This window comes from Otariodibacter oris, from assembly GCF_009684715.1.
GTDB classification, from domain to species: Bacteria; Pseudomonadota; Gammaproteobacteria; order Enterobacterales; family Pasteurellaceae; genus Otariodibacter; species Otariodibacter oris.
This window is the reverse complement of the sequence record NZ_CP016604.1, coordinates 1,583,403-1,596,368: the sequence shown is the minus strand read 5'-3', so window position 1 is coordinate 1,596,368 and position 12,966 is coordinate 1,583,403. Positions and strand designations below refer to the sequence as shown.

Sequence of the window (12,966 nt, the reverse complement as noted above, 5' to 3'; positions counted from 1 at the left end):
TCCTCAGTTAATTAAGGATACCAAATGGGTATTTACGCGTATATTTGCTTTCTTTCTGCGCTGTCTATTTTGCTTGGATTTATTACCAGTAAAATAAGTGATAAGGTGCAATCTACTATTGCAATTACTGCATCAGCGATGGTTGGTTCGTTAGTGCTATTATTTTTTGGTTGGCTTGGTTGGTTTAATATCAGTAGCATGGCAACAGAAGTGATGCAACAAGTTGATTTCACCAGTTTCTTGCTAAATGGGATTTTGGGATTTTTACTTTTTGCGGGTTCGCTTGGGATTAAATTACCTGTATTAAAAGATCAAAAGTGGGAAATTGCAATTTTTGCTTTGTTTTCTACAACAGCATCAACCTTTTTTGTTGGTGGAATCATTTATGCTATTGCACATATAATAGGGTTACCCATCGACTTTATTTACTGTATTTTATTCGGCGCATTAATTTCACCAACTGACCCGATTGCCGTTCTTGCTATTATTAAAAACCTAAGAGCACCGAAACGCCTTTCTATGCAAGTAGAAGGGGAATCATTATTTAATGATGGTGTTGGCTTGGTTATTTTTATTACTATTTTTGCTGTTGCGTTTGGTGGGCAAGAAGCAACATTCTCTGGCATTCTAGGGTTATTCCTCCATGAAGCAATTGGCGGCATCCTATTAGGGTTTGTACTAGGCTTTGTTGCACATATCCTTATTTCATCAACAGATGATGGGAGTATGGAAATCTTGCTAACATTAACTATTCCTACCGCGGGCTTTATGTTAGCTAATAACGTATTACATGTTTCTGGTGCATTGGCGATGGTTGTTTCAGGTATTATGATTGGGAACTGGACTCGCCATTCTGGTTTCTCCGAACAAAGCCAACGTTATTTGGACCACTTTTGGGAAATGATTGATCACTTTCTTAACTTCTTACTGTTCTTCTTAATTGGTTTTGCATTACTGCTTGTTGATTTCAATATATATGGTGTAGTACTAATGTTAGTTGCTATCCCAGTTTGTTTGTTCTCTCGCTATATCAGTTTATGGTTACCATTTAAAGCATTACAAAAAGTGAGAACTTATAATCCTTATACCCTAAAAATTATGACTTGGGGTGGATTACGTGGCGGACTTGCTTTAGCAATGGCGTTATCAATCCCTGCTAAGACTGCTTTTGTGGGTAGCATAGATGTTAAAGATTTAATTCTGGTGATGACCTATTCGGTAGTAATGTTCTCTATTTTGGCTCAAGGTACAACAATTGAACCGCTCATTCGTAAAGCAAAAACTGTTGATCCAAATAAGGAAGCTTATTTACAACCAACAAATTCATCCTCGCATTAAGTAAATATATTGATTTAGTGCTGATTTGAATTTACAATGAAGATTCATGTCGTAGCTGAGTTAGAGATCGGCTATTGATGAATATAAACTAACTTACTTTTTAGGAGTAAAAATGTCTCTAAGTTTAGAAGCAAAAGCAAAAATCGTTGCTGAGTTCGGTCGTGATGAAAAAGATACGGGTTCTTCAGAAGTGCAAATCGCACTTTTAACTGCTCAAATCAACCACTTACAAGGTCACTTTGCAGAGCATAAAAAAGATCACCACAGCCGTCGTGGTTTATTACGTATGGTATCTCGCCGTCGTAAATTATTAGACTACTTAAAACGTACTGATCTTGCTAAATATTCAGAAACTATCGCTCGTTTAGGTTTACGTCGCTAATTTCAAGAATAATGAAAACCAAGCTTTATAGCTTGGTTTTTTTTATATTTATTTTTCAAATACTTTCCTCAATCTTTCCAAAATTATCGATAAAATTTACAAGATTTTTACCTCATTTTCAGGTATCATTATTCACCTTTTTTAACTGTTTGTTGGAGCAAGTTGTGTCTTCCCTTTGGTCTGATTGTTTAAGTCATTTACATTCAAAAATTTCACCTAATGATTACAGTACTTGGCTACGTCCACTTCAGGCTGATAATGCAAATGGAGAGCTAATTCTTTACGCTCAAAACCAATTTGTCGCAAACTGGGTTCAAGATAAATTCATGACTGAAATTATCGGTCTTGCTCGTTTTTTATCTAAAGATGAAAATTTAAAAGTCACCATCCGAGTAGGTACAAAACCTGTTCAAGCTCCAGCTAACACCCAAGAAAATGCTGAAAAAGAAAAAATAGTTGAAACGGAAATCACGCACAATATTAGATCAGGCTTAAATGAAAAGCTAAATTTTGATAATTTTGTTCAAGGTAAATCAAATCAGCTAGCTAAAGCTGTTGCTCAACAAGTTGCTGCCAATCCAGGGGAGAGTCACTGTAATCCTTTCTCATTATATGGTGGGACAGGTTTGGGTAAAACCCATTTATTGCACGCAATTGGCAATGAAATTATCACACAAAATCCAAATGCAAAAGTGGTCTATATTCACTCGGAAAGATTTGTGCAGGATATGGTAAAAGCAATTAAAGCGAATACCATTGAAAGCTTTAAAAAGTTTTATCGTTCCCTCGATGTGTTAATGATTGATGATATTCAATTTTTCGCAAATAAAGAAGTGACACAGGAAGAGTTTTTCCATACCTTTAATTCATTGTTTGAACGTAGCAAACAAATTATAGTGACCTCAGATGTTTTCCCAAAAAATATTGAAAATATTGAAGAACGTATTCGCTCACGATTAAGTTGGGGCGTGAATGCTGCTATTGAGCCACCTGAGCTTGAAACTCGTGTCGCAATTTTAATGAAAAAAGCAGAAGAAAGAGATGTATTCTTAGCAGAAGATGTTGCTTTTTTCCTCGCACAAAAATTAAGAACAAACGTGAGAGAATTAGAAGGTGCATTGAATCGAGCGATCGCGTGGAGTAAATTCAAAGATCGTCCAATTACTATTGATGCGGTAAGGGAATCGTTAAAGGATCTTATTGCCTCATATGATCATTTGATCACGATCGAAAATATTCAAAAAACAGTGGCAGAATATTACAATATAAAAATGTCTGATCTAAAATCTAAAAGTCGTACACGCTCTATTGCTCGTCCTCGTCAAATGGCGATGGCATTAGCCAAAGAACTAACCAATCATAGTTTACCTGAAATTGGTCGTGAATTTGGTGGAAGAGATCATACAACCGTTATGCATGCTTGTAAGACAATAAACGAGTTGCGTGATACGGATTCGAATATCCAAGAAGATTACACTAATTTAACCCGTAAATTATCGTCCTAAGGAATTGTTATGCAATTTACTATTACTCGTGAACAGTTGCTTAAGCCTTTACAACAGGTCTGTGCCGTATTAAGTAGTCGTCCTACCTTACCTGTTATTAATAATGTTTTACTTGAAATTAAAGGCAATCATCTTTTTTTAACGGGAACCGATCTTGAAGTTGAGCTAACCACACAAGCAGAATTAGATGAAGCGGTTGGTTCTGAACAAAAATTTACTATTCCAGCTAAGAAATTTTTAGACATTTGTCGAACCCTACCTGAAGATAGTGTGATTTCGCTCTTATTTGAAGAAGATCGTGCATTGATCCGTGCAGATAGAAGTAAATTTAGTTTAGCAACATTACCTGCTTCAGATTATCCAAATCTTATGGATTGGATAGCTGATGTTGATTTTACCATTAACCAAGCAACGTTATCTCACTTAATCGAAGCAACGCAATTTTCAATGGCTAACCAAGATGCACGTTATTTCTTAAATGGGATGAAATTTGAGACAGAAGGTAATTTACTCAGAACAATTGCAACAGATGGTCATCGTTTAGCAGTTTGTACTATGCCACTGAATCAAGAGTTATTAACTCATTCAGTGATTGTGCCACGTAAAGCCGTTTTAGAGTTATCACGTTTGATTAATACGAATGATGATCCTGTTAGAGTGGAAATTGGTTCAAGTAATCTTCGCGTTTCAATGAATGGTATCGTCTTTACTTCAAAACTGATTGATGGCCGTTTTCCTGATTATCGTCGAGTTTTCCCTCGCAATGCTGATCGTATTTTAGAAGCCGATGCAGAACAATTAAAACGTGCGTTGGTACGTGCAGCGATTCTTTCTAATGAAAGATTTAAAGGCGTAAGACTTGCACTTAGCCATAATTTATTAAAACTCACTGCAAATAATCCAGAGCAAGAAGAAGCTGAGGAAATTATTGATGTTGCTTACGATAATGTTGATATGGAAATCGGATTTAATGTCAATTATTTGCTTGATGTGATTAACACGCTTAAATGCCAACGTATTCGTATTAATCTCGTCGATACGAGTTCAAGCTGTTTAATTGAGGATTGTGATAACAGTACGGCAGAATATGTGATTATGCCAATGCGTTTATAATTTTATAGATATAGAAAAGAAAGGTCGCAATGTTTGTGACCTTTCTTTCTACACATTATGCAAATCTTTTAGCTAATCTTACCGCTTGTGGTTTATTCAAATGTCCCTATCTCGCTTATTAATTAATAATTTTAGAAATATCATCTCCGCCGATATTGAATTAAGTCATGGATTTAATTTTTTAGTAGGTGAAAATGGTAGTGGTAAAACGAGCGTCTTAGAAGCAATTTTCTATTTAGGGCATGGGCGTTCTTTTAAAAGCCATATTAGTAGCCGAATTATTCATCAAGAACACGATCATTTTGTGTTGTTTGGTCAGATTGCTGAAGCTAAACATGAATGGTCAGTCGGTTTACAACGCAATAGACAAAGTGAAACGCAACTCAAAATTAATGGAGAAGAAGGGAAAAAGATTTCCGATCTTGCTCATTTACTCCCAATGCAAGTAATAACACCAGAAGGGCTGACGTTACTTAATGGAGGACCTAGTTATCGCCGAGCCTTTTTAGATTGGGGACTATTTCATCAACATTCAGAATTTTATAGTAACTGGGTCAATTTAAAACGTTTATTAAAACAGCGTAATGCCGCTTTATCGCAAGTTAGGGATTACTCACAATTACGCCATTGGGATATTGAACTTGCTAAACTCGCCGAGATTGTCAGTCAAATGCGAGCAGAGTATGCCGAAGCATTAAGACCCGCCATAGAAAAAACCTGTCAGTTCTTTTTGCCTGAATTGGAAATTACGGTTAGTTTTCATCAAGGATGGGATAAAGAACGAGATTATGCGGAAATTTTATCTCAAGGATTTGAACGAGATCGTTCTGTGGGTTATACGATGGTAGGGCCTCAAAAAGCTGATTTTCGCTTTAGAGCAAATGGACTGCCCGTTGAAGATATCCTTTCCAGAGGTCAGCTGAAATTGCTCATGTGTGCCTTACGCCTAGCTCAAGGAGAATATCTGATTCAACAAAAATCCCGCGAGTGTTTATTTCTAGTGGATGATTTCGCCTCAGAACTTGACCCAACTAAACGGGCATTACTGGCTCATCGATTGCGTGAAACAGGCTCACAAGTCTTTGTAACTGCTATCACTCAAGAACAATTGCAACAAATGCAATGGTTGGAAGAGCAAGGCGATAAACGATTTATGTTACAACAAGGGAATATTCAAGCCATTAGCTAAATGGAAGCGGTAGCTTTCTCCTAATATTTTGCATAAATTATGTGTGAAAATTTAGAGGGAAGTTACCGCTTGTGTTAAAGCTTTTACAATATGCTACGCTTTCTCATACCAAATTCTATTAATATAGAGCGTTATTTTTCCTGAAGGGGTATCGACTTGGATTTCATCATCTACTTCTTTACCGATTAATGCTCTGGCAACGGGGGAGTCAATGGAGATCCATTGTTTTGCAGGATCAAACTCATCACACCCGACAATGCGATATTGTTTAATTTCTTCTTGATCGTTTTCTAGTTCAACCCAAGCACCAAAAAAAACCTTACCTTCTTGGCTTGGGTGGTAATCAACAATCTGCAACGCCTCTAAGCGTTTCGTTAAAAAACGGACTCGGCGATCGATTTCTCTTAAACGACGTTTACCATAAATATATTCAGCATTTTCACTGCGATCGCCCAAAGCTGCTGCATCTGAAACAGCTTGTGTCACTTTAGGGCGTTCATCTTTCCAAAGGTATTTAAGCTCTTGATCAAGGGCTTGCCAACCTGCTCTCGTAATATGATTTGATTTTGCCATTAGCTAGCAAACTCCACAATGCCTGATACTTTGCCTGATTCAGTTACAGCGATGAGTGAGTGAATATGTTTTTCCTTCATCAATTCCTCTGCTTGAGCTAAATAAGCCGTATCAACTATTGTTTTAGGTTCACGAGTCATAATATCTTCAGCCGTTTTTTCTAAGCTTTGAGCACCAAATTTAGCAAGTGTACGACGAATATCGCCATCGGTAATGATACCTTTTAATTCTTCATCTTGCATAACAAGAGCAACGCCCATTCTGCCTGCATTCATAATATCTAAGCAATCGCTGAATGTATTGTGTAATGTTGCAATTGGTAATTTTTTTTGCATAACATCACGCACTCGACAGAGTAATTTACGTCCTAAACTGCCACCTGGATGGAAACGAGCAAAATCTTCTGCTTTAAAATCTCGCGCTTTAATTAATGCAATCGCTAATGCATCACCTAGAGCCATCGTGACAAGACTTGAGGTTGTTGGTGCAAGATTATTTGGGCAAGCCTCACGTTCAATACTGATATCCAACACAATATCTGAATGTTGTGCTAGAGTTGAATAACGATTCCCTGTCATGGCAATAATTTTGTTACCAAAATTTTGTAAGCTGGGAATAAGTTTATTCACATCATCCGTTTCCCCACTATAAGAAATGAGGATCACGACATCTATTGATTTTAGCATTCCCAAGTCACCGTGAAAGGCTTCTGTTGGATGTAAGAAAAAGCTAGGAGTACCAGTGGAAGCAAATGTTGCTACCATTTTTTTGCCAACAAGCCCAGATTTACCGATACCCGCTACAACAACTCGACCTTCACAGTTTAGGATGAGATCAACAGCTTGATTAAAAGATTCAGATAATGATTGATTTAAACGAGTAATAGCTTGTGAATATAATGATAGAGCGTCGTTAGCATAGAGTAGGTAGTTCATGAATAACTCCGATATTAGATATAGTCTTTGCTTATTATACGTGAATTTTGAATAAATATTATATATTTAGGTTGTAGTGTGGATTTCTAGATAATTGCCAAAAGAGAAAAATGACAAATTTCCCTTTTGGCATTATGAGTGAGTATATTAATAAATTTGTGCTTCTTTTAGAGCTTTATCGAATTCTTGCTCGGTTTTCTTTAATGCAAGATTAGTCGTAGTGCGATAAAGAGGCTTACCTTTAAATTTACTCAGATCGATATCAATATCTGCGGCAATAAAAACTAAATCCGCCTCTTCAATATCTGCTTTAGAAAGTAAATTATTAGAGCCAACTTGTCCCCATGTTTCTATTTTAGCCTCCCAACCTTGTTCTTTGGCATAGTTTGCTATGGCTTCTGCTGACATGAATGTCAATGTTACCCCTGTTGGACAAGCCGTTACACCGACAATTTTTTTGATTTGACCCTTGTCCATTGTAGCATGATCGGCTCTTACGGGGTTTTTCACGTCTTCCATATTTTTATTTTTTACCTGAGATGGTTTGTCGTTATGATGATAAATTTTAGCTTCCTTAATCGCTTTATCAAATTCTTGTTCTGTTTTCTTCAATGCAAGATTTGTTGAAGTACGATAAAGTAATTTGCCCTCAAATTTACTGAGATCAATATCAATATCAGCCGCCACAAAAACTAAATCAGCTGCTTCAATATCTGCTTTTGAAAGCAAATGACTAGAGCCAATTTGTCCAGCTGTTTCAATCTTAGCTTCCCAACCTTGTGTTTTAGCATATTTTGAAATTGCTTCTGCGGACATAAAAGTGAGTGTCACCCCTGTTGGGCAAGCCGTTACCCCAACAATTTTTTTAATTTTATCTTTGGATATTGTTGTACCTTTTGCATCTTGTTGAGCATTATTATTTGCTAAAATATGTAATGAATTAACCGCTTGTAATAAGGTTTCTTCTGGTTGATTAAACGCTTGGTCAATATCAACGATAGCGCCTTTCTTACCTATTACATTGTCTGGAATTTGCTGTTCAAATAACAAAACAAATTCAGCTTGTTCAGGTTCAACAATCGTATGTCCTTGTTGCGTCGCTGCTGCTGACAATACTTCATTCACAAGAAAAGTTCTAGATTGGCCCAGTTGAGATGGAAATATTAATGCAATTTTCATTGGTTAATTCCTTTTTAGATAAATTTAATTGAATTTAAAAACATTTTTATACATATTTACAACGTAGTCAGTTTTATTTTGGGTAATAGATTATTGAGTACTAATTCATCTGAAATACCGACATTAGTTTGGGTTACTGCAAGAGCAGAAACAGCACTAGCAAAACGTAATGTTTTGATTTTGTCCCATTGATGAATAAAGCCATAAAGTAATCCTGCAATCATTGAATCACCAGCCCCAACTGTACTGACTATATGTTCAAAGTGTGGTGGCTCAGCTCGCAAAATACCTTGATCATTGACCCAAACAGCCCCTTTGTCGCCCATTGATACAATTACATTTTCTATGCCTTTTTGGTGTAATATTTTAGCTGAATAGATAATATCATCTAAATTAGTTAATGCGTGATTGGTTAAATCCTCTAATTCTTTCTGATTGGGTTTAATCAACCAAGGTTTTGCTTTAATTCCTTCGGATAATGCTGAGTGACTAGTATCTAATATGATTTTTAATCCTTGAGATTTCAAGTGAGACAGCCAACTAGAAAATTGGGAGATTTCGATTCCATCAGGTAAAGAGCCACAAATGGCAACAAGATCAAAATGCTTATACCAAGAGTCTGATTGAGCAATAAATTGTTCCCAATCTTGAGACTGAATCTTAAAGCCTTGAAAATTTAATTCTGTGACATTTGAATCGGTTTCTGTAATTTTGACATTAATTCGTGTTTTACCTTTTACACGATAAAATAGATCTCGAATATTATTTTGTTCAAATAACTGAACAAAATCACTTTGGTTATCCTCCCCTAAAAAACCAGTTACTGTAACGGGAATAGCTAGATCTGCCAATACCTTCGCAACATTAACCCCTTTACCTGAGGGATATAATCCTAGAGACTCAATACGATTTAATTCACCTAACCGAATATGCGATGAAAATCCAACTAAATCCAAGGCGGGATTAAAAGTCACACTCAGTATTCGTAATGGCGTAGTCATTATTCTTCCCCTAAACCATTTTCAATCGCTTTGCCTATTTCGTCTAGTACAACTTGAGCCTCTTTTCCTGTGGCAACAAATCTTAAATGTTGTCCTTTTTGAACACCAAGAGAGAGTATATTCATTAGGCTTTCTGCATTAACGAAAGGACTTTCAGTATCGATATTCTGAGCTTTTACTTTTACATTGTACGCTTTGATAAGATTTACCAAAATTGCACCATTACGAATATGCAAGCCATGCTGATTATGAATCGTACAGGTTTTTTCGAGTGAGTGAGAATTTGCAATTTTATCTTTGGAACTGACCGCTTGTGAGGTATCTTTTTCGGTAAAAAACTCGACAAATTGGGATTTCTTTTCAAAAGTAAATAATTGCTTACGTATTTCTTTATCAAGTAATTTTTTCCATTGAGATTCTAGATCTTGATCAGTATGCGAAAAGGTAATCAGAATTTTGTTTTCTTTATCTCTAATAACTGCAATCCCATTGGCTTGATTACCGTCTTCACTATCAATGACAAATAAATTATCTGCAATTTTGAGTGGTTGGGTTGCGATAACTGATTGTATAAACTTCGTATTCACATACCCTTTTTCTTCCAGTTTTCCTGCATTAAGAGCAGAAAGTGTAATAAGGCTGGTTGTATTTTTGTTAAAAGTGATCAGATCGGTATCAATAATAGGTAATACTTTTGATCCATTAAATAATGCGATAAATTCATTAATATCATTAATTTTAGCAAGTCTTTGGGTAATGCCTTCATCATTTAGTATGGACGTTAATTGACGTAAAATGGAAAGGTGTTCATCGGATTTAGCGGCAATACCAATCACGATATAGGCAATATTGCCTTCTCCCCATTCCACTCCTTGGGGAAATTGTATAATTTGTACGCCCGTCTTCTTGACTAAATCACGAGTGTCTAATGTTCCGTGGGGAATCGCAATGCCATTGCCTAAAAAAGTGGAAATTTGGCTTTCTCTGTCAACCATTCCACTTTCATAGCCAGATTCAACATTTCCGTATTGTACTAATCGATGAGCAATTAAATGAATAGCTTCTCGCTTATTTTTGGCATATTGATTTAATTGAATATTATCGGCTGATAAACTAAGCATTTTTTATATTCTACGTGAAAATAAGATGAATTTTACTGCTTTTTATTGAGCAAAATCTACTTATTCAGATAAGAAAAAAATCCTTTTTTGTTTGCTATCAAAAAAGGATTTCTTGTTATTTCATGAAATTACACTATTTCATTTTTGGTAAAGAAATAAGTAATTTCTCGTTTGGCTGAATCTTCTGAATCAGAACCATGTACCGAATTTTCTCGATAACTTAAGGCATAGAGATCGCGAATTGTGCCTTTTTCTCTTTTCTCAGGATCCGTTGCTCCCATTAGATTTCGATAATGACTAATTGCATTCTCACCTTCTAATACCGCAACAACAACGGGTGCTTTGATCATTGATTCAACTAAAGGCTCAAAAAAAGGTTTTCCTTGATGCTCAGCGTAAAAGCCTTCTGCTTGTGGTTTTGTTAATTGAAGCATTTTTAGTGCTTTAATCGCTAAATCATTTTTTTCTAAATATGCAAGAATTTCGCCAATTAGATGACGATGAGTTGCATCGGGTTTGATAATACAAAGAGTTTGTTGCAACATAGTTTCTCCTATTTAACCTGCATACCAGCAGTAACTCCAGAATCCGCTGAAAGTAAGAATAAGTCTGAACCGCCTGTGCCTGCTGATAAAATCATTCCTTCAGAAAGCCCAAAAGACATTTGACGTGGGGCTAAATTCGCAATCATAATCACGAAACGCCCTTCTAATTCTTCTGGATTATTGTAAGCCGCTTTGATACCAGAGAATACTTGACGAGTATGATCGCCAAGATCTAATTCAAAACGTAATAGTTTGTTTGATTTTGGTACTGACTCACATTTAAGCACTTTTGCAACGCGTAGATCTAATTTAGCAAAATCATCAATAGTAATTTCAGGGGCAATAGGCTCTACATTAGTTGCTTGAGTTTCTGTCATTTTTTCCTCTTTTTTGTTTGCTTCGGCAAATAAGATTTTGGTTTCTTCAATTACAGCATCAATTTGTTTTTTCTCCAAACGAGAGAATAATGCTTTGAATGGTGAAATTGTATGGTTAAACAGTGGAACATCAATGTTATCCCAACGTAATTCAGTTTGTAAGAAAGCTTCTGCTTTTTCTGCCAATTTAGGTAATACTGGTTTAAGGTAGCTCATTAGGATACGGAACATTTCTAATCCCATTGAACATACCGCTTGTAATTCAGCTTCTTTACCTTCTTCTTTAGCAATCACCCAAGGCGCTTTATCATCAATGTATTTATTCGCTTTATCCGTTAAATTCATGATTTCACGGATGGCTTTATTAAATTCGCGCGATTCATAATAGCTTGCGATTTGTTCAGCTTGTGTAATAAATTCAGCAAAAAGTTCAGGATTTTCTAATTCACTTGCAAGCTTGCCTTCAAAGCGTTTAGTAATAAAACCTGCATTACGAGATGCAAGATTAACCAGTTTGTTTACGATATCACTGTTCACACGTTGTACGAAATCATCTAAGCTAAAATCAAGATCTTCAATACGATCATTTAACTTTGCTGCGTAGTAGTAACGTAAACATTCTGGATCGATATGTTTTAAATAGGTGCTTGCTTGGATGAATGTTCCACGTGATTTAGACATCTTTTGTCCATCAACGGTTACGTATCCGTGAGCAAAAACATTTGTTGGTTTACGATAACCACTACCTTCCAGCATTGCTGGCCAGAAAAGGCTATGGAAGTAAACAATATCTTTTCCGATAAAGTGGTAAAGTTCTGCTTCTGAATCTTTTTTCCAAAAATCATTGAAATCAATACCTTCTCTATCACACAGATTTTGGAATGATGCCATATAGCCAATAGGCGCATCTAACCATACATAAAAGAATTTATTTTCGGCATCAGGAATTTCAAATCCAAAGTAAGGTGCATCACGGCTGATATCCCATTGCTGTAAACCACTTTCAAACCACTCTTGCATTTTATTGGCGATTTCAGCTTGAAGTGAACCAGAACGTGTCCATTCTCTCAACATATTTTCAAAACTTGGTAAGTCAAAGAAAAAATGCTCGGATTCTTTAACAATTGGTGTTGCACCAGAAACTGCTGAACGAGGATTAATTAAATCCATAGGGCTATAAGTTGAAGCACACACTTCACAGTTATCGCCATATTGATCTTCTGCTTTACAATTTGGGCAAGTGCCTTTTACAAAGCGATCGGGTAAAAACATATTTTTTTCAGGATCATACAGCTGTGAAATCACTTTACTTTTAATGAATCCATTTGCTTTTAATTTTTTATAGATTTCAGAAGTAATGGTTTTATTTTCAATACTATGGGTTGAGTGATAGTTATCAAAACTAATATTGAATCCACTAAAGTCCGCAATATGACCAGCTTTTGCATTCTCGATTAATTGTTCTGGTGTAATGCCTAATTTATCAGCATTAAGCATGATGGGTGTACCGTGGGCATCATCTGCACACACAAAATAAACTTGATTGCCACGCATACGTTGAAAACGCACCCAAATATCTGCTTGGATATGTTCTAACATATGGCCTAAATGAATAGCCCCATTGGCATAAGGTAATGCACAAGTAACGAGCATTTTTCTTGGAGTATTTGACATTGTATATACCGTAATAATAAATAATGAGTTGAAT

General features: G+C 36.0%; 11 protein-coding genes and 2 pseudogenes. 5 read left to right on the top strand and 8 right to left on the bottom strand.

What is annotated here, in order from left to right:
• The first annotated feature begins 24 nt into the window (after positions 1–24).
• From A6A10_RS07365 to recF, 5 genes are all read left to right on the top strand, one after another.
• Positions 25–1,338, top strand: coding sequence for a cation:proton antiporter (locus tag A6A10_RS07365; protein WP_121122587.1), 1,314 nt, complete (start codon positions 25–27; stop codon positions 1,336–1,338).
• A 112-nt stretch (positions 1,339–1,450) separates the two neighbouring features.
• Positions 1,451–1,720, top strand: a complete 270-nt coding sequence (gene rpsO / locus A6A10_RS07360) for a 30S ribosomal protein S15 (RefSeq protein ID WP_121122585.1) — start codon at positions 1,451–1,453, stop codon at positions 1,718–1,720.
• 152 nt (positions 1,721–1,872) lie between these two features.
• Positions 1,873–3,225 (top strand): chromosomal replication initiator protein DnaA, encoded by a 1,353-nt coding sequence (dnaA, locus tag A6A10_RS07355; RefSeq protein WP_195759397.1) that lies wholly within the window; start codon positions 1,873–1,875, stop codon positions 3,223–3,225.
• A 9-nt stretch (positions 3,226–3,234) separates the two neighbouring features.
• Entirely contained in the window at positions 3,235–4,338 is a 1,104-nt protein-coding gene (gene dnaN / locus A6A10_RS07350) for a DNA polymerase III subunit beta (protein ID WP_121122582.1), read from the top strand.
• 100 nt (positions 4,339–4,438) lie between these two features.
• Positions 4,439–5,527, top strand: a complete 1,089-nt coding sequence (gene recF / locus A6A10_RS07345; protein WP_121122580.1) for a DNA replication/repair protein RecF — start codon at positions 4,439–4,441, stop codon at positions 5,525–5,527.
• A 93-nt stretch (positions 5,528–5,620) separates the two neighbouring features.
• Here recF and greB read toward each other — a convergent pair whose 3' ends face one another.
• From greB to metG, 8 genes and pseudogenes are all read right to left on the bottom strand, one after another.
• A complete protein-coding gene (gene greB / locus A6A10_RS07340) occupies positions 5,621–6,100 on the bottom strand; it encodes a transcription elongation factor GreB (protein ID WP_121122578.1) in 480 nt (159 codons plus the stop codon).
• Complete coding sequence (locus A6A10_RS07335) at positions 6,100–7,035, bottom strand: KpsF/GutQ family sugar-phosphate isomerase (RefSeq protein WP_121122576.1); 936 nt, start codon at positions 7,033–7,035, stop codon at positions 6,100–6,102. Before A6A10_RS07335 ends, greB begins: the two co-directional genes overlap by 1 nt.
• Positions 7,036–7,185: 150 nt before the next feature.
• Positions 7,186–7,494, bottom strand: a pseudogene (locus A6A10_RS07330) (fructose PTS transporter subunit IIB); the annotation flags it as partial.
• Positions 7,495–7,653: 159 nt separating this feature from the next.
• Positions 7,654–8,214, bottom strand: a pseudogene (locus tag A6A10_RS09705) (fructose PTS transporter subunit IIB); the annotation flags it as partial.
• A 56-nt stretch (positions 8,215–8,270) separates the two neighbouring features.
• The gene (gene fruK, locus A6A10_RS07320; protein ID WP_121122574.1) at positions 8,271–9,215 is read right to left on the bottom strand and encodes a 1-phosphofructokinase; all 945 of its coding nucleotides are present in this window, start codon (positions 9,213–9,215) and stop codon (positions 8,271–8,273) included.
• Complete coding sequence (gene fruB, locus A6A10_RS07315; RefSeq protein ID WP_121122572.1) at positions 9,215–10,336, bottom strand: fused PTS fructose transporter subunit IIA/HPr protein; 1,122 nt, start codon at positions 10,334–10,336, stop codon at positions 9,215–9,217. The genes fruK and fruB overlap by 1 nt, the downstream gene beginning before the upstream one ends.
• Before the next feature lie 128 nt (positions 10,337–10,464).
• Positions 10,465–10,881 (bottom strand): nucleoside-diphosphate kinase, encoded by a 417-nt coding sequence (gene ndk / locus A6A10_RS07310; RefSeq protein WP_121122570.1) that lies wholly within the window; start codon positions 10,879–10,881, stop codon positions 10,465–10,467.
• Between the two features lie 8 nt (positions 10,882–10,889).
• The gene (gene metG / locus A6A10_RS07305; RefSeq protein ID WP_121122568.1) at positions 10,890–12,932 is read right to left on the bottom strand and encodes a methionine--tRNA ligase; all 2,043 of its coding nucleotides are present in this window, start codon (positions 12,930–12,932) and stop codon (positions 10,890–10,892) included.
• Positions 12,933–12,966 lie beyond the last annotated feature (34 nt).